The 16,220-nt window shown below is 73.4% G+C and carries 15 protein-coding genes and 1 pseudogene; 8 read left to right on the top strand and 8 right to left on the bottom strand.

The genetic code is table 11. The annotated features are described in order from the left end of the window. Nucleotides 1–20: 20 nt before the first annotated feature. A complete protein-coding gene (locus O7633_RS28895) occupies nt 21–1,385 on the bottom strand; it encodes a ricin-type beta-trefoil lectin domain protein (protein WP_282324645.1) in 1,365 nt (454 codons plus the stop codon). Nucleotides 1,386–1,802: 417 nt separating this feature from the next. Between O7633_RS28895 and rox the strand changes: the two genes are divergently transcribed. Beyond that, complete coding sequence (rox, locus tag O7633_RS28890) at nt 1,803–3,230, top strand: rifampin monooxygenase (RefSeq protein WP_282324644.1); 1,428 nt, start codon at nt 1,803–1,805, stop codon at nt 3,228–3,230. A 253-nt stretch (nt 3,231–3,483) separates the two neighbouring features. Here rox and O7633_RS28885 read toward each other — a convergent pair whose 3' ends face one another. Beyond that, nucleotides 3,484–4,389: an aminoglycoside phosphotransferase family protein gene (locus tag O7633_RS28885; RefSeq protein ID WP_282324643.1), complete on the bottom strand. Its 906-nt coding sequence runs from the start codon at nt 4,387–4,389 to the stop codon at nt 3,484–3,486. 74 nt (nt 4,390–4,463) lie between these two features. Next, nucleotides 4,464–5,783, bottom strand: a complete 1,320-nt coding sequence (locus tag O7633_RS28880) for an MFS transporter (protein WP_282324642.1) — start codon at nt 5,781–5,783, stop codon at nt 4,464–4,466. A 196-nt stretch (nt 5,784–5,979) separates the two neighbouring features. Between O7633_RS28880 and O7633_RS28875 the strand changes: the two genes are divergently transcribed. Both O7633_RS28875 and O7633_RS28870 read left to right on the top strand, forming a co-directional pair. Continuing rightward, complete coding sequence (locus tag O7633_RS28875; RefSeq protein ID WP_278133087.1) at nt 5,980–6,330, top strand: hypothetical protein; 351 nt, start codon at nt 5,980–5,982, stop codon at nt 6,328–6,330. Further along, nucleotides 6,327–6,752 carry a hypothetical protein gene (locus O7633_RS28870; protein WP_278133085.1) on the top strand — a complete coding sequence of 142 codons (426 nt, stop codon included), beginning with the start codon at nt 6,327–6,329 and terminating at the stop codon, nt 6,750–6,752. The genes O7633_RS28875 and O7633_RS28870 overlap by 4 nt, the downstream gene beginning before the upstream one ends. On the opposite strand, the gene O7633_RS28865 is transcribed toward O7633_RS28870, so the two are convergent. The 3 genes from O7633_RS28865 to O7633_RS28855 all read right to left on the bottom strand — a co-directional run bounded on the left by O7633_RS28865 (nt 6,727) and on the right by O7633_RS28855 (nt 9,068). Beyond that, complete coding sequence (locus O7633_RS28865) at nt 6,727–7,467, bottom strand: SHOCT domain-containing protein (RefSeq protein WP_278133083.1); 741 nt, start codon at nt 7,465–7,467, stop codon at nt 6,727–6,729. The two genes, O7633_RS28870 and O7633_RS28865, sit on opposite strands and share 26 nt — an antisense overlap. Nucleotides 7,468–7,708: 241 nt before the next feature. Beyond that, nucleotides 7,709–8,908, bottom strand: a complete 1,200-nt coding sequence (locus tag O7633_RS28860; RefSeq protein WP_282324640.1) for a helix-turn-helix domain-containing protein — start codon at nt 8,906–8,908, stop codon at nt 7,709–7,711. Next, a complete protein-coding gene (locus tag O7633_RS28855) occupies nt 8,898–9,068 on the bottom strand; it encodes a hypothetical protein (RefSeq protein ID WP_278133079.1) in 171 nt (56 codons plus the stop codon). The genes O7633_RS28860 and O7633_RS28855 overlap by 11 nt, the downstream gene beginning before the upstream one ends. Nucleotides 9,069–9,568: 500 nt before the next feature. On the opposite strand from O7633_RS28855, the gene O7633_RS28850 reads away from it, so the two are divergent. Next, entirely contained in the window at nt 9,569–10,891 is a 1,323-nt protein-coding gene (locus tag O7633_RS28850) for a hypothetical protein (RefSeq protein ID WP_282324639.1), read from the top strand. A gap of 33 nt (nt 10,892–10,924) precedes the next feature. Here O7633_RS28850 and O7633_RS28845 read toward each other — a convergent pair. After that, nucleotides 10,925–12,135 (bottom strand): annotated as a pseudogene (locus O7633_RS28845) (helix-turn-helix transcriptional regulator). Nucleotides 12,136–12,819: 684 nt separating this feature from the next. Between O7633_RS28845 and O7633_RS28840 the strand changes: the two are divergent. Continuing rightward, nucleotides 12,820–13,140 (top strand): hypothetical protein, encoded by a 321-nt coding sequence (locus tag O7633_RS28840; RefSeq protein ID WP_282324638.1) that lies wholly within the window; start codon nt 12,820–12,822, stop codon nt 13,138–13,140. A gap of 134 nt (nt 13,141–13,274) precedes the next feature. On the opposite strand, the gene O7633_RS28835 is transcribed toward O7633_RS28840, so the two are convergent. Next, on the bottom strand, nt 13,275–13,808 hold the full coding sequence (locus tag O7633_RS28835) for an alpha/beta hydrolase (protein ID WP_282324637.1): 534 nt from the start codon (nt 13,806–13,808) through the stop codon (nt 13,275–13,277). A gap of 102 nt (nt 13,809–13,910) precedes the next feature. On the opposite strand from O7633_RS28835, the gene O7633_RS28830 reads away from it, so the two are divergent. From O7633_RS28830 to O7633_RS28820, 3 genes are all read left to right on the top strand, one after another. Beyond that, nucleotides 13,911–14,693, top strand: a complete 783-nt coding sequence (locus O7633_RS28830) for an SAM-dependent chlorinase/fluorinase (protein WP_282324635.1) — start codon at nt 13,911–13,913, stop codon at nt 14,691–14,693. A gap of 104 nt (nt 14,694–14,797) precedes the next feature. After that, the gene (locus O7633_RS28825) at nt 14,798–15,073 is read left to right on the top strand and encodes a CPCC family cysteine-rich protein (protein ID WP_043964189.1); all 276 of its coding nucleotides are present in this window, start codon (nt 14,798–14,800) and stop codon (nt 15,071–15,073) included. 61 nt (nt 15,074–15,134) lie between these two features. Continuing rightward, nucleotides 15,135–16,067: a zinc finger domain-containing protein gene (locus tag O7633_RS28820; RefSeq protein WP_282324634.1), complete on the top strand. Its 933-nt coding sequence runs from the start codon at nt 15,135–15,137 to the stop codon at nt 16,065–16,067. The last annotated feature ends 153 nt before the right edge of the window (nt 16,068–16,220 follow it).

Raw genomic sequence — 16,220 nt, 5'->3', positions numbered from 1 at the left:
CGGCCAAGCCAGCCTCACGGTCAGCGCAGGCTCCACTGCTGGTTCTGCTGGCCGTTGCACGACCAGAGGATGAGCCTGGTGCCGTTGGCGGTGCCCGCGGCGTTGGCGTCCAGGCAGAGCCCGGACTGGGCGTTGGTGATGGTGCCGTTGGCGTTGACGTTCCACTGCTGGTTGGCGCCGCCGTGGCAGTCCCAGATGATCACCTGGGTGCCGTTGCTGGTGCCGGCGCCGCTGGCGTCGAGGCACTTGGTGCCGTACACCTGGAGTTGCCTGCCCGCGGTCTGGGTCCAGCTCTGGGCGGCGGCGCCGCCGGCGCAGTCCCAGAGTTGGGTCTGGGTGCCGTTGGTGGTGCTGCCGTTCGGCACGTCGACGCAGCGCCCGGACTGGCCGCCGACGATCTGCCTGCCCTGGGCGGGGCTGCTGGTCGGGGTCGGCGTGGGCGTCGGCGGGGTGGTGCCGTCGAACTGGGTGAAGAAGCTCCACACCACCGGCCGGGTCCAGGACTTCTCGCCGGGGGCGTACGGGTCGGCGGAGCCGTCGACGGCGTTGGGGGCGTGCGGGCCGTCGAACGGGGCCCAGGCCACCGGGTAGCCGGCCCGGCATCCCGAGTAGTAGGTGAGGGTGTGGGTGAGGCTGCCCTGCGCCGGCTCGGGCGGGTTCTGCGGGGTGCAGCCGTTGTTCCTGACGAACCGGTCGCGCAGCGACCGCCCGGTGGAGATGGGGATGGTGCCGTCGCGCAGGCCGTGGATGCCGATGTACGCGATGGGCTGGGTGCCGCCGCTGCATCCGCTGAGCTCCGCGCCGGAGTAGACGGCGACCGCCCGGAAGACCGTGGCCCGCGCGCAGGCGATGGCGTAGCTCATGCCGCCGCCGTAGCTGAAGCCCATGGCGAAGCGCTGCGTGGTGTCGACGCACAGACCCGCCTCGATCTGCCGCATCATGTCGTCGACGAAGGTCAGGTCCCGGCCGCCGCTGTTGGCCCAGCCGTTGCCGATGCCCTGGGGCGCGACGAAGATCGCCGAGTTGTTCGACAGCGCGCGGAGGCCGTAGTAGGACCACGGGTAGCCGCTGGTGCCGCCCGAGTCGACCTCGTTGGCGGTGCCGCCGTTCCAGTGGAACGCGAAGATCAACCGGTAGGGACGGTTGCGGTCGTAGTTGTCGGGGATCCGCAGGATGAACGTGCGGTTCTGGCCGCCGCTGGAGATCGTGCGGGTGCCGCTGGTCAGCGTGGGCGCCTGGCCACAGCCGGCGGTCGTCGCGAGGGTGCCGACGTCGTTGGCGTACGCGACCGGGCCGGCTCCGGCGGCGACCGCCGCGCCGCCCGCCGCGAGGACGAGCGCCGCCGCGCCCGCGACGGCACCGACGACGAGCCGATGTGTCCACATGTGGCGACTCCTTCTTGGATCGGGTCCTTGGCGGATCGGCCGTCCGGCGGGCAGGCGTCGGGCACGCGACCGGAGGCGACCTCCATCCATCGATTAACGTTAAAGTAATACGTATGACGTATGCCGTCAACACGGCCTGACTACGCCCGGAGAGCCTGCGGATCCGGCGCGGCAGGTCCACGGCGGTCTCGCCGCCGCCACGGCACCCGGACAAAGCCGGCAACAAACCCGGCAACCGGGCCGGAAAAGACGAAAGGCAAGGAGTCGACGACTCCCTGCCACTCTCAACATATACCGCACCCGGGGCCTTGCGGCAAGACCCGGTTCATGCCGCAGAATCGTCCGCCGGGCCCCGTAGCTGCGCATTTCGGCGATCCGCGCAGCATGGACGGGCTCGTCTACATATGGGGGACATTCATGTTCGACGTGATCGTGGTCGGGGGCGGACCGACCGGCCTGATGCTGGCCGGCGAGCTGCGGCTGCACGGCGTGCGCACCCTGCTGCTGGAGAAGGAGACGGAACCGACCCCGGTCGTACGCGCGCTCGGGCTGCACGCGCGCAGCATCGAGATCATGGACCAGCGCGGCCTGCTGGAGCGGTTCCTCGCGCTCGGCACGGTGTACCCGGTGGGCGGCTTCTTCGCCGCCATCCCCAAGCCGCCGCCGACCGGGCTGGACAGCGCGCACGCGTACGTGCTCGGCATCCCGCAGACCACCACCGACCGCCTGCTGGCCGAGCGCGCCGTCGAACTCGGCGTCGAGATCCGGCGCGGGGGCGAACTGGTCGGGCTCAGCCAGGACGACCACGGGGTGACCGCCGAACTGGCCGACGGCACCCGGCTGCGCTGCCGCTACCTCGTCGGCTGCGACGGTGGCCGCAGCACGGTGCGCAAGCTGCTCGGCGTCGCCTTCCCCGGCGAGTCCAGCAGGGTCGACACGCTGCTGGGCGAGATGCGGCTGACCGCCTCGCCCGAGACCCTCGCCGCCGTGAGCGCCGAGGTCCGCAAGACCCAGCTGCGCTTCGGCGCGATGCCCCTCGGCGACGGCGTGTACCGCGTCGTCGTGCCCGCCGAGGGGGTGGCCGAGGACCGCCGGGTCCCGCCGACCCTCGACGAGGTCAAACGGCAACTGCTGGCGTACGGCGGCACCGACTTCGGCGTGCACTCGCCACGCTGGCTGTCCCGCTTCGGCGACGCCACCCGGCTGGCCGAGCGCTACCGGGTCGGCCGGGTGCTGCTCGCCGGCGACGCGGCGCACGTCCACCCGCCGACCGGCGGGCAGGGGCTCAACCTCGGCGTCCAGGACGCTTTCAACCTCGGCTGGAAGCTCGCCGCCCAGATCGACGGCTGGGCGCCGCCGGGGCTGCTGGACAGCTACGAGACCGAGCGGCGTCCGGTCGCCGTCGACGTGCTGGACAACACCCGGGCGCAGATGGAGCTGATGTCGACCGAGCCGGGGGCCCAGGCCGTACGCCGGCTGGTGACGGAGCTGATGGACTACGAGGACGTGAGCCGACACCTGACCGAGAAGATCATCGCCATCAGCGTCCGGTACGACTTCGGCGCGGGCCACCACCTGCTCGGCCGGCGGCTACGCGACGTCCGGCTGGGGCGCGGACGCCTCTACGAGCTGACCCGCGGCGGCCGGGGGCTGCTGCTCGACCGGACCGGCGGGCTCTCGGTGACGGGCTGGGCCGACCGGATCGACCACGTCGTCGACAGCAGCGACGAGCTCGACGTGCCCGCCGTGCTGCTGCGGCCCGACGGCCACGTGGCGTGGGTCGGCGACGACCAGCAGGACCTGCGCGACCACCTACCCACCTGGTTCGGCCCCGCCACGACCTGACCCACCACCCACCCACCCCGCCCGCCCCGCCCCGCCCCACCCCACCCTGCCCCGGGTCGGGGCGGGTCGGGGCGGGGCGGGTCGGTGATCAAGAGAAAAGCGTCAGAGTTGATCTCCACGATGACACAAACCTCTTGATCACCGGGGCGGTGGGCGGGGCGGAGGGTGGGGCGGTGGGTGGGGCGGAGGGTGGGGCGGTGGGTGGGGCGGTGGGTGGGGCGGAGGGTGGGGCGGTGGGGTGGGCGGGGTGGGGTCAGGTGAGGGTGGCGATGACCGCGCGGACCATGTGGCGGCCGTGTTCGGCCATGCGGGGGAAGGTGTGCCGGTAGTAGTCGATGCCGGTCAGCGAGGGCGCGAGCGCCCAGCCGCAGGCGCGCCGCCAGGTGGTGTCGTCGTACCCGATCGCCTCCCGGTAGGTCTCCCGGGCCGCGCCGGTGAACGTCCACAGCGCCGGGGCCACGTCCGGGGCCGGATCGCCGACGCCGAGCGCGCCGAAGTCGATGGCCGCGACCAGCCGGCCGTCGTCGTCGACGACCAGGTTGCCCGGCTGCAGGTCACCGTGGATCCACACCGGCTCGCGGTCCCACTCGGGAGCGGCCAGGCAGACCTCCCACGCCGCCTCGGCGGCGCGCACGTCGAAGCCGTCGTCGTGCGCGGCGAGCCGGGGCAGCACCCGCCGCACGGCGTCGTCGGCGTGGCGCAGGGCGGCCCCCCGGGAACCGGGCGGCTTGGCCGGGCCCCCGGCCGGGTCCACCCCGTGCAGGGCCCGCACGAAGCCCGCCAGGTCGCGGGCCAGGGACACGTCGGCGCAGCCGAGCCGGGGCGGCGTGCGTCCCGCGAACCACGGCACCACGGTCCACGGCCACGGGAATCCGGCACCCGGCTCGCCGATGTGCACCGGGACGGGCACCCGCGCGGGCAGGTGGGGGGCGAGCGCGGGCAGCCACCGCGCGTCGGACTCGGCCTGGCCGACCGCCCAGGCGATCTTGGGCATCCGGGCGACGAGTCGATCGCCGATGCGGAAGAGGACGTGGTCGGTGCCCTCCACCTCGTCGGGCAGGGGCGTCACGGGAAGGTCGGCCCACTGGGGACACTGGGCCGCCACCAGGCGGCGCACCTGCTCGGCGGTGGCGCGGATCTCATCGGCGTGAATGGGCACGACCGGCACGGTAGAAGACACCGCCGCGGGCATCCACCGGTTATCCGGGCGGGAGCGGAGCGGGACCTGCCGCGTCAGGCGACCGTGGCCGCGTCGGCGGTGCCGCCACCCGCCTCTCCCCGCGCCGGGTCGGCCGGCCGGCCGCCGGCGGCGGGCGGCTCCCCGGCGGCGGGCGGCTCCTCGGCGGCCCGGCCGGGTGGCAACGCCCGCAGCCGGCGCACGTCCCGGCTGGCCAGCATGCCCCCGACGGCGAGCACCACCAGCCCGGCGAGGGCCAGCAGCGTGTCGCGGGCCCCGATCGTCGCGGCGAGCGGCCCGACCGCCACCTGGCCGAGCGGCATGGCGATCCAGGACCCCAACATGTCGTACGAGTAGACGCGCGCCAGCCGGTCGGCCGGGATGTGCTGGGCGATCGACGTGTCCCAGGCCACCGTGAACTGTTCGACGGCGATGCCGACGGCCAACCCGGCGGCCACCAGCACGAGGATCGTGGGCGCCAGGGCCAGCCCCAGCAGCAGGAACGACTCGGCGAACATGCAGGCCACGCCGAGCAGCAGCAGCCGGCGCACCCGGATCCGCAGGGCGATCAGCCCGCCCAACACCATCCCGACGGTCTGCGCGGCCAGCACCACGCCCCAGCCGCCGCGGCCGATAGTCGAGTCGGCGACGGCCGGGCCGAGCACGTTCACGCCGCCGGCCAGGCACGCGTTGAGGACCATGAAGCCGAGCACCACCGCCCACACCCACGTGCGTGCGGTGAACTCCGTCCAGCCCACCCGCAGGTCGGCGACGACACCCGTACGGCTGCTCCTGGCCTTCGGGGCGGCGACCCGGACGCCGGCGAAGGCCACGGCCGCGACGGCGAAGGTGGCCGCGTCGACGGCGAGCCCCCAGCCGGGCCCGACAGCGGCCACGAGGAGGCCCCCCGCCGCCGCGCCGCCGATCGAGCCCGCGTTGATGCCGAGCCGGATGAGCGCGTTGGCCTGCTGGAGCAGGTCGGGCGGCACGGTCTGCGGCGTCGCGGCGGCCGACGCCGGCTGGGCCAGGGCGCTCACGACGCCGTTGGCCGCGCCGAGCGCCAGCAGCAGCGGGATCGTCGCCGTGCCGGTGAGCACGACGGCGGCCACCGCCGCCTGCGTCGCCGCGCCCAGCGCGTTGGAGCCGACCAGCACCAGCCGGCGCGGAATCCGGTCGGCCACCACGCCGCCGAAGAGCACGAACAGCACGGTCATCAGGGATCTGACGCCGACCACCAGGCCCAGGTCACGCACCGAACCGGTCAGGTCGAGCACGGCGAAGGCCAGGGCGATGGGCGCGACGCCGTTGCCCAGCATGTTGACCATGCGGCCGGCGGCCAGCCAGCGGAACGCGCGATGGCGCAGCGGAGCGAGCACCGGTCCCCCAGGTGACGTCGGTCGCGTCCGGCCGGCCGCGAGACACCCGCAATGATCGCCGTTCGGCGCGTCCCGATCGACCCGTTTCGGGCCGACGGCGGCTGACGCGGAAGGGCGGCCGTCGCCGGGTCGGGGTATCCGGAATGAGTATGGATGCGGATGGGCCAGGCGGCACCGCCCTGGCAACGTCACGTACATGAATGATGCGGAAGCGCCGCGCCGGGGCTCGTTCGGGTTGAGCCTCCTCGTCGCATTCGGCTGGTACGCCACCGTGCTCGCCGCGATCTTCGTCGGACGCGCAGGCGTGCCGACGAACCCGAACCGGGACTGCTCCGCGGCGTTCGACTGCCTGAAGCCGCAGGAGGAGTTCCTGCTGGCGGCGATCATCGGCGCGCCGGTTCTCGCGGCCATGCTGCTCACCACGCTGGCGATCACCGCGCCGCTCGCGCGCCGGATCCCCTCCCCCGCCCTCGCCGGCACCCTGGCGGCGTCGATCACCGCCGGGCTCGCCGTGCTGGCCGGCGGATTCTGGCAGGCCGCCCGGTGAGGCGCGTCGGGCTCGGCGCGCTCTTCTTCGCCTGGCTCTATGGCGTGCCGTTCCTGTTCGTCGTCGGGCTGGTCCGCCGGGTGTCCTCGCCCTACGTGCCGACCCACGCGGCGGCGCGGGCGTTCGGCGCGACCACAGAGACCCTCCTGACCACGGCGCTGGTGCTCAACCTGGTGCTTCCGGTGGTCGGGGCGCTGCTGGCGCGGCTCGCCCGCGACGCATACTGGACGTGCCACTTCGCCTGGTCCCCTGCGGGCGTGGTGCTGATCTACCTGGTGGTGGCGATGGCGGGGAGCCTGGCCACGGGGCCGTTGTTCAGCTGGACGCCGCCCGTGGGCGCGCCGCCCAGCGTCGTCGTCCCGCATGTCCCGGCCGGCGACGGCCTCGACGCCGCGATCAGTCGACCCGCTCACCCGGCATGAGGCCGCGCTTTTTGGCCTCGAACTCCGCCGTGCTCAGCGCGCCCGAGGCCCGCTGGTCGGCGTAGCGCCGGATCAGGGCGACGCGGTCGATCGCCGGCACCCGGCGGCGGCCCGCAGCAGAGTCGGCCAGGTCGGCTCTGAGCGCGACGAACTCCTCCCGCGTCAGCGCCCCGGTGCTCCGCAGCTCGTTCAGGGCCTTCATCCGCGACCAGGCATCGGGCCCGGCAGCCGGCTGCCCGTCCCGATGCCGCAGGTCGCCGGTGTTCGTCCGGCGGGACCCGGTGCCGCCTCCGCGCCGCCTGCGGACGAGCTGCACGAGACCGACGACCCCGACGATCAGGCCCATCGGGATGGATATCGCGGCCACGATGGACGCGCCCAGCTTCGCGTCCGGCGGCATGGTCGGCTGCGTGAGCACCTTGACCAGCATGGCCGCGCCGCCTCCGGCGAAGCCGACGGTCCACAGGATCTGCCCGGAGCCCGGCTCGGTGAAGCTCCGCCCGCCTCCGACGAGACCCACGATCCACATGACCGCACCGGCCATCGGCACCCAGAACCAGACCGCCGAGCCCTCGGGGCACGGGTTGGCGACCACGTAGGAGCCGCCCGTGGAACAGCTGCCGATGTCGAGCACATGATCCAGCCCGATGCCCAGCAGCACGATGCCGGTCAGCCCGACGACCAGGCTCACGATCTCACGTGCTGAGGCCTTCATTCTGCGCTCCCCGGGACGGTCGAGGCTCGATGATCGCAAGCCCCGTCAAGGACGGCGGCACGGCGGCGGCGTCCTGTCCGGAAGCCGACGTCGAGCGGCACCGGCCCCGCGCCGGCGGCCCGGCCGACGAGGAGTCTGCCGGCCGCCGTGGTCCAGACGGCGTCCTCGCGGAACAGGGAGACGAACCCCTCTGTACCGGACTTCAGGTCAACAGCGGTGTGGCCCGGAACGCGACGTCGCGTCAGGGCAGGCCGAGGGCGAGCGCGAGCTGGACGAGGGTGGCCGGGGCGTGCGGTGTGCGGGTCGCCTGGGCGATCACCTGCCGGGCGGCGGGGCGGTGACGCAGCTCGGCCGGGGCGGTGCGTTCGGCGTCGAGCAGCACCCGGCCGGCTGCGCGTGGGTCGTCGGTGCGCAGGTACGCCCGCGCGGCATCGAGCAGGTGCGCGGCGCGGTGCTCGGGCGGCAGCCACCGCCAGGCGTTCCGCCTGACCGCCCTCTCGTGCCAGGCGACCGCGTCGCGGGCCGCGCCCAGCTCGACGGCTGCGGCGGCGCGAGCCAGGTCGACCACCGTCGGGCCGAACGCCGTCGCATGATGCTCGTGGCCGTCGCCCACCCGCGCCGCCAGGTCACCGGCCTCGTCGAGCAGGTCGGCCACCGACCGGTGGTCTCCGTCGCGGGCAGCCGCGAGGGCGGCCTGCACGAGCAGCGTTCCGCACAACGACAGCTCCGCCGGGACGCCGTCGTCGGGGTCGGCCGGGGCGATCCGGTACGCGGCGGCCAACGCCACCGACCTCGCCTCCCGCGCCCGCCCCGTCGCCCGCAGCGCCTGGCCGAGCTGCACGCAGGCGGCGGCCACCAGCACCGGATCGCCGGCTGCGGCGGCCACCGCCCGGTCGGCGGCCAGCCACGCCAGCTCGCCCTCGTCGAGCTTCACCAGCAGCGACGCGGTCACCCGGTACGCCTCCACCAGCGCCGCCCGCCCCTGCTCGGGATCGTCGGCGTGGGCGCGCTGCGCCGCCGCCAGCAGACCCGGCACCAGCGCGAGCACCTGCGGATAGCGGGCATGCTGGAACGTGACCCACGCGTGCGCGACGTCCCGGGCCAACCGGTCCGCCGGCAACACGTCGCTCCGGGCCGCCGACGTGCCAAGAGCCATGTCGTACGTCGACAGGGCCGCCCGGATCCGCTCGACGCCCTCGACGCGTTCGGTCACCTCGGCCGGCTGCACGTCACGGCCCAGCAGCACCGAAGCGTTGATGCGCAGGACGACGGCGATGTCCCGGAAGGTGGACACCTTGTCCAGGGCGCGGACGCCCCGTTCGACCTTGTCCACCCAGCTCTTCGACCTGCCCAACCGGTCGGCCAGCATCTGCTGCGTCATCCCACGCCGCACCCGCCACTGCGCCACCCGACGACCCGCCGGCAGTTCGTCACCGGCCACGACGCCACCGCCGATCCGGCACCGCCCGCGTCGTTTCCTCCACCGGTATCCGCTCCGCCTCGGCCTGCGCGAGAATGCGCTGCCGGGCCGCCTCCCGCTCCGCCTCCTCCATCCGCTCGCCCCGGCTGGACGTCGACTCATCACCGCGATCAGATGCCATTGCGCTCACTCCGCCTTCGGTCGGGGTGCGGCGGGGTGTTCATGGGAAGGCCCGATGCCGGCGGGCCCAGCCAGTGATCGTGGCCGGCTGGAATGCGGTGCCGGACACGGCAGGGCAGTTCGGCCCCACAGCGGCAGACCCGTCGCCGCCTCCACCAGGACCACACCGGCCGATGCCTGCCGACCAGGGTGAGAGCGACCGCGATCAGGTGCTCCTCGTACGGGACAGGCGTCACGCGCGTACCTCCCACACGGACAACGACCGGGCGGCCGGCATCACCAGATGCCCCCGAATCAATGCCATGACAGAGATACGGCGCGGAACCGATCGCCCTAAAGCTGGGCTATCGTCGACGTCATCGCTCAACGTAGTCACACCGATACTTCAGTCGAGTGCAGCTCGTCGCGGTAACCCCACCGTTGGGTCCCCTCACAGGGCTCGGTGGTGGACGTGAACGCGATACCGTGACCGCCCAACAGCCTCCCGGTGGAGGGAGCCACGTGGACACACGACCAGGCCGCGTGTTTCCCCGGCACCTGCTCGAACTCCCGCAGATCATCCATGCGCTCGCCAAACGTGACTTCACCCCTGTCTTTGCTGCGGCGAAGGCGGCCGGGCTGAGCTACAACGCGATCGCCGCAGCGTGCGAGATGAAGACGGAGCGGGTCAGCCTCATCGCACGTGGCAGCGCCACCGTCACGAGCATCGACACCGTCGAGCGGATCGCGGACGGGTTGCACATTCCGGGTGGGATGGTCGGTCTCGCCGCGCGATGCTGGGAGAAGCAGGCTGCATCTCATCCGCCGAGCAACACAGGAGACGATCCCATGAAGCGCCGTCAACTCCTGCGGGGCGCGCTCGCCGCCGGCTTGACCAGCACCTCGCTGATGCACATCGCTGAGGCTCGGCAGGGCGGCGACAGGGCGCTGACCACTACGGACACGGTCGACATCGCTCACATCGAGTCGGCCGCCGAGCAACACAGCTATGGCTACCGGGGGCGTCCGCCCGTCGACGTACTCGCCAACCTCGTCGCGGAATTCAGCGAGATCACCCCCTTGCTACGCCGACCGCAACGCGCGTCGGGTCGGGTCAGGCTCGCACATCTCGCCGGAATGGTCGCCGGAATGGCTGCCGTCGTGCTGCACGACCTCGGCAACCGACGCGAAGCGCACGCCTGGTTCCGCACCGCCGCCCGCGCCGCCGAGGAGTCCGGCGATCGGACGCTCCACGCCTGGGTGCTGGCCCGGGAAGCCATGGTGCCCCTCAACTTCGGCGCGCCGCGAACAGCCGCAAACCTCGCCGAGCAGGCCCGGCAGATCGCCGGCAGAGGCACCACTGCGGCGGCCACCCTCGCCACCGCCGTGGCCGCCCGCGCCTACGCCAGCAGCGGCCAGCGTGACAAGGCTCTGGCCGCGCTAACCGAAGCCGACCGTCTCGCCGACCACCTTCCTGGAGACGAACGCGCCGACTCCTGGTTCGGTCACTGCGAGCAGAAGCACCAGGTGCACCTCTCTCACGCCCTCACCTCGCTCGGCGAAACCGCCCGAGCCCGGCAGCACCAGGCACAGGCATTGACACTGTCAGCACCCACGAGCTCTCTCACCCGCGCCCTCATCCGCCTGGACGCCGCCATGTGCGATCACCGCGACGGCAACACCATCGACGGCTGCCAGGCCGCCACCCTGGCCCTGGCGGAGCTACCGGCCCGCTTCCGGACCGACCTGACCCGCAAGCGCGCCTTGGACCTGTACCGAGATGTCCCCACCCGCTTTCGGGCGTTACCCGAAGTCGAACAGTTCCGGGCAGTGCTCACACCCTGATGCGTGGCCGCCCCGTCGACTTGCACACCCCTGTCAGGAGGCGAGGCCTACCTTCAGCGCGAGATCATGTACGCCGTTTCGCGCCGACCTGGGCCCGTCCAGCAGGTCGAGGGTGGCCTGACGGGCGTAGCCGTTGAAGCGGATCGTCTCCGGTGCCGCGTCGTACGCCTGGCGAAGAGCCTCCACGGTGGACCCGGTGTCTCTCTTGGCGCGGTGTGCGCGAGCCACCTCGATCAGGTGCCGGGCGCGGCGTGGCCGCGACGGGACGGCGGCCGGCTCGAGACGGTTGGCCTGTCGCAGCGCTTCACCGGGCTTCTGCAACTCGACGGCGAGGGTCACCGCGTGCGCGGCCATGATGATCCGGGAGAACGACGTCTGCTGCTGGTAGAAGCCCTTCGGCAGCCGCCGGGACACCTCGTCGGCGAGATCCCAGTACCGCCAGGCGCGGCCCTCCTCCCCCGCCCGCGCGGCCACATAGGCGGCCTCGAAGTGCAGAGCGCCCCAGAGGGCGAGCAGGTTCGGGCTCGCGTCGGCCGCTCGTGCCTCCAGTGCCGAGATCAGCTCCAGCGCCACCGTCGTGGCGGTGTCCCAGTCGCCCGAGTCCCGGTGGAGTTGGCACAGGAACCAGCCCGCCCGGGCCACCGCCTCCGGATCGCCGGACTCCTGCGCCGCCATCATCGACCGGTCGGCGACGCGCCAGATCAGCTCGGCGGCAGGTTGGTAGGCGAGGTACATCTGGGCCAGCCCGAGGGTTTCGGCCAGCAGCGCGTGCGCCCGGCGGCGATCGGCTCCCTCGTACGTCAGCGCGGCGAGTTGCGCGTCCCGGACCAGGTTCGGCAGCACGGCTGCCAGCACCGTCCGGTGGTCCGAGGACTCGTGGCGGGCCCGCCAGGCTGCGGCAAGTCGCTGGCTGAGCTGCGCCAACGGCGGCGCGGTCGCGGCACCGGGCATGACGACGCGGTTGACGGCGTCGCGCACCGAGGCGAGCGCGGGATGCTCCGGTCCGTTGACGGCGGCGGACCGGTCGCTCAGCTCCCCGACCAGGGCGGAAACGTCGACCTTCAGGGCGCGGGCGATCCGATCCAACATGTGCACGCGCGGCGGCAGGATCGGTCGTTCTCCACGGCCTTCACCCACTCGGCGCTGCGGCCCACCAACCCGCCGAGCACCGCGCGGGTCTTGCCCGCCCGTTCACGGTAGAGCTTCAGCCGCTGCCCGAAGGTCAGCTCCGGCGTGGCGCCCATCCCGACCTCCCAGCGTGACGCGCCACCCACGCGGGGTCGCCATCCCACGGTACTCATGAGCGTGGGAGCTCGTCACCCTTGCGACAGCCAGCAGCATTGAAGCCACCGCTCGGGCATTTGCCCGATATGCCTCGGCTTGCAGCGTGAATCGAACCCTGGAGTCGGATGGCCGACAACCGCCAGGCGGAGGCGGATGTTGCGGCCACGCTCCCACGGCTCGACGATGGGCCCTTCTCACATTCGGCAATCGCTCGGACACGAACAGCAAGATCGCAACTTGGTGAGCACGCGCCCGAAGGACGCAGCCCGAAAGGACTCCATCCATGCACATACCCACCCAGGCAGGCGAACCCCCTGGTCGAACGCCTATTGGACGAAGCCGCACCGAGGGTGACTTAGCCGGATGGTGGATCCATCGGCGCACCGACCATGTCACCATTGCAGCACGGAGGGCGTTCACCCAGTGACACGACCCCGTCACGCTAAGGGTGGCGCATACGAGGACTTGCTGAGAGAGGCGGAACGAGCCGGTTGGACCGTCACGGGCGGGGGAAACAAGCACTACAAGCTGAAGTGCCCAAACTCGTGCAGGTGCATCAAGACCATGTCGACCACGCCATCCAACCCGAACTACCTGCGCAACATGCGGGCGCAGCTGCACCGGGTGACTTGCTGGGAGGACAGATGAAGACCGAGATCCGTCTCGCTGCCGAGATGACCTTCTTCGCCGACCCGGACGGCACCGACGAGCAGTTCGAGGCGTTCCTCGACGAGGTGGTGGAGCAACTGAACGCCATCGGCCGGGAGGACGTCGACCTCGCCGCGAGGCTGCCCGACCGGTACGCGGAGTTCGAGACCACCGTCGAGGCCGCCGACTTCAACATCGCAGGGGCGGGCTTCATGATGGACCTGCGTACGGCCCTGCACGCAGCCGGGTGCAACACCGCAGACTGGCCCCGGTTCGCGCCCAGCCATCAACACGTTCGCGAGCTACAGACGGCCTGACCGAGCGTTGACCCGAAGCCCCCCTCAGCCCGAGGCGGGGCTTCGTCGTGCGCGGGCCGAAGCGAGCGAGCATCGGAGATCTTGGAAGATCCCGGCCCCTGGAAGGGCCACCAGCTTCCAAGATCTGCCGGCCCCTATCGACGGGGGGCCAGGCGGGCGATCAGGTGCTCCGCCAGGGGCCAGGGGCCGTAGCCGTCGGCGGTCGTCAGGTGCCCGGCGTCGCCGAGGTCGACCAGCTCGGCTCCCCAGCACTCGGCCCGGTGCGCCGCCCGGTCGTAGGTCATCACCGGGTCGGTGCGGCTGGCCGCCAGGATCGACGGGAACGGCAGCGGGTCGTCGGGCAGGGCCGGCAGCGCCGACGTCCCGTCCGTCCACGGCTCGACAATGTCGGGCGGAGTGACCAGCAGCGCGCCCCGCACCGGGCCCGGCCCGGCGGACGCCGCCCACAGGGCGACGGTGAGGCAGCCGGCGCTGTGCGCCACCAGCACCGTCGGCTCGGTGACCCCGTCGAGGGCGGCGGCGAGGGCGGCGACGCGCTCGTCGGCCACGTACCGCCCGCCGGTGGCGTGCCGGACCCAGCGGCGCGCGGGATCGCGGCGGGCCAGCCACTCCTGCCAGTGCTCGGGCAGGGGGTCGTTGCGGCCGGGCACCAGCAGCACGCGCGTCATGCCCCGGGAGGCTAGCGTCGAGCCGGCAGCCATGCCGCCCCGGACAGCGGACAGCGGACAGCGGACAGCGGACAGCGGAGTCGAGCACGAAGGAGGATGTCGATGGCGTGGATCTCGTTGACCACCGACTACGGCCTGGCCGACGGGTTCGTGGCCGCCTGCCACGGGGTGATCGCCCGGCTCGCCCCGGCCGTCCGGGTGATCGACGTGACCCACCTCGTCCCGCCGGCCGACGTGCGGCGGGGCGCGGCCGTGCTGGCCCAGACGGTGCCGTACCTGCCGGTGGGGGTGCACGTCGCGGTGGTCGACCCGGGGGTGGGCACCGCGCGGCGCGGGGTGGCCCTGGCCACGCCGGGCGGGACGCTGGTCGGGCCGGACAACGGGCTGCTGCCGGACGCCGCCGCCGCGCTCGGCGGGGTGACGGCCGCCGTGGAGCTGACCAACCCGGAGTGGCTGGCGCCCGAGGTGTCGCGCACCTTCCACGGCCGGGACGTCTTCGCCCCGGTGGCCGCCCGGCTGGCGGCGGGCGCGCCGCTGGCCGACGCGGGGCCGGCGGTCGACCCGGCGGGCCTGGTCCGGCTGCCCGAGCCGGTGGTGCGGGCCGCGCCGGGCGGGTTCGCCGCCGAGGTGCTGACCGTGGACCACTTCGGCAACGTGCAGCTCGCCGCGCCGGGCGACCGGCTCGCCCCGCTGCCGGCCCGGCTGCGGGTGGCCGGTCGGGCGGCGGCGCACGGACGCACGTTCGGCGACGCCCCGCCCGGCGCCCTGGTCGCGTACGTCGACTCGGCCGGCCTGGTCGCCGCCGCCGTCAACGGCGGCCGGGCCGCCGACGTGCTGGGCGTCGCACCCGGCGACCTGGTGACCGTCACCGCCGAGGAAGGCTGACCCTCCTCGCCGAGGAGGGCTGAGGCGGCACCACCGAGGAGAGGGCCGAGACGTCACCGTCGAGGGGATGCGCCGGAACGTGAAATCGGCCCACCGTCGGAGTGATGCCGGATCGTCGGTTGTGGAATGCTCTCCCGGTGGGTGTTCAGTGGGTTCCTTCGGCATGTCCCTGTTGCGCCTCGCTGACCGGGGGCGGCACGTGCCCGGTCTGCTTCTGGACCGACGACGGTCAGAGCGACGCCGACGCGGACGTGGTCCGGGGCGGCCCCAACGGTGACCTGAGCCTGACCCTCGCCCGGCTCAACTTCGCCGTCTACGGCGCCAGCCACCCCCGCTACCAGGACATGGTGCGCCCGGCCCGCCCGGAGGAGCGCCCCTGACCCCGGCGCGCCCACGTCGCCCCGGCCCGGCCGGACACCACCCGGCGGGGACAATGGCGGCATGCCCGAAGGCGACACCGTCTGGAACACCGCCCGCGTGCTGGGGCGGGCGCTCGACGGTGCGCGGCTGACCGCGTCCGACTTCCGGGTGCCCCGGCTGGCGGGCACCGACCTCGCCGGCTGGACGGTGCGCGAGTCGGCGAGCCGGGGCAAGCACCTGCTGCTGCGGCTCGCCGCGCCCGCGCCGGTCGACCCCGGCTCCGGCCCCGCCGGGCGGTCGGCGACGCGCGGGCCGGGTGGGGTCACCGGCTGGACGCTGCACTCGCACCTGCGGATGGACGGGGCGTGGCGGGCGTACGCGCCGGGGGAACGCTGGACGGGCCGGCCCGCGCACCTGATCCGGGTGGTGCTGCGCGCCCCCGACGCGGTCGCCGTGGGCTACCACCTGCACGAGCTGGCGCTGGTGCCGACCGCCGAGGAGGACGCCCTCGTCGGCCACCTCGGGCCGGACCTGCTCGGCGCGGACTGGGACCCGGCCGAGGCGGTCCGCCGGCTCGCCGCCGCGCCGGAGGCGACGATCGGCGAGGCGCTGCTCGACCAGCGCAACCTGGCCGGGGTGGGCAACCTCTACAAGTGCGAGGTGCTGTTCCTGCGCGGGCTGTCGCCGTGGACGCCGGTCGGCGCGGTGCCCGACCTGGCCGGCACGGTGGCGCTCGCCCAGCGGCTGCTGGCCGCCAACCGGGGGCGGTGGACGCAGAGCACCACCGGGTCGCTGCGCCGGGGCGAGACGAGCTACGTGTACGGCCGGCGCGCCCAGCCGTGCCGCCGCTGCGGCACGGCGATCCGCAGGGAGGAGCTGGGCGAGCGGGTCACCTACTGGTGCCCGGCCTGCCAGCCGGAGCCGGGGGTCGGGACAGGGCCCGGACGGCCCGCGCCGCCGCCGACCGGGACACGGGCCGGGACAGGGGTCGAGCCGCCCGCGCCAACACCCTGACCTGCGGCGACCCGCCGTCCCAGCGGCCGGGACGTGGAGCAGATAGGGACGATTGGGTAGTTCCGCACCGACCCTCCGACGTCGCATGCTGCGGTTGAGTGCTCACCGACCGTCAACAGGCGGGTGCGGCCGCCCCGAGGGGGTGGCGGTCGC

Origin of the sequence: Micromonospora sp. WMMD712, from assembly GCF_029581295.1 — a bacterium.
GTDB classification, from domain to species: Bacteria; Actinomycetota; Actinomycetes; order Mycobacteriales; family Micromonosporaceae; genus Micromonospora; species Micromonospora carbonacea.
The sequence above is the reverse complement of the archived record's forward strand: the minus strand, read 5'-3'. Positions and strand labels throughout refer to the sequence as shown.

What these genes read in the sequence shown, in the direction of transcription:
- O7633_RS28895 (WP_282324645.1), bottom strand. Translation starts at nt 1,385, where the DNA reads ATGTGGACACATCGGCTCGTCGTCGGTGCCGTCGCGGGCGCGGCGGCG.
- rox (WP_282324644.1), top strand. Translation starts at nt 1,803, where the DNA reads ATGTTCGACGTGATCGTGGTCGGGGGCGGACCGACCGGCCTGATGCTG.
- O7633_RS28875 (WP_278133087.1), top strand. Translation starts at nt 5,980, where the DNA reads ATGAATGATGCGGAAGCGCCGCGCCGGGGCTCGTTCGGGTTGAGCCTC.
- O7633_RS28865 (WP_278133083.1), bottom strand. Translation starts at nt 7,467, where the DNA reads ATGAAGGCCTCAGCACGTGAGATCGTGAGCCTGGTCGTCGGGCTGACC.
- O7633_RS28855 (WP_278133079.1), bottom strand. Translation starts at nt 9,068, where the DNA reads ATGGCATCTGATCGCGGTGATGAGTCGACGTCCAGCCGGGGCGAGCGG.
- O7633_RS28840 (WP_282324638.1), top strand. Translation starts at nt 12,820, where the DNA reads ATGAAGACCGAGATCCGTCTCGCTGCCGAGATGACCTTCTTCGCCGAC.
- O7633_RS28835 (WP_282324637.1), bottom strand. Translation starts at nt 13,808, where the DNA reads ATGACGCGCGTGCTGCTGGTGCCCGGCCGCAACGACCCCCTGCCCGAG.
- O7633_RS28830 (WP_282324635.1), top strand. Translation starts at nt 13,911, where the DNA reads ATGGCGTGGATCTCGTTGACCACCGACTACGGCCTGGCCGACGGGTTC.
- O7633_RS28825 (WP_043964189.1), top strand. Translation starts at nt 14,798, where the DNA reads ATGCCGGATCGTCGGTTGTGGAATGCTCTCCCGGTGGGTGTTCAGTGG.
- O7633_RS28820 (WP_282324634.1), top strand. Translation starts at nt 15,135, where the DNA reads ATGCCCGAAGGCGACACCGTCTGGAACACCGCCCGCGTGCTGGGGCGG.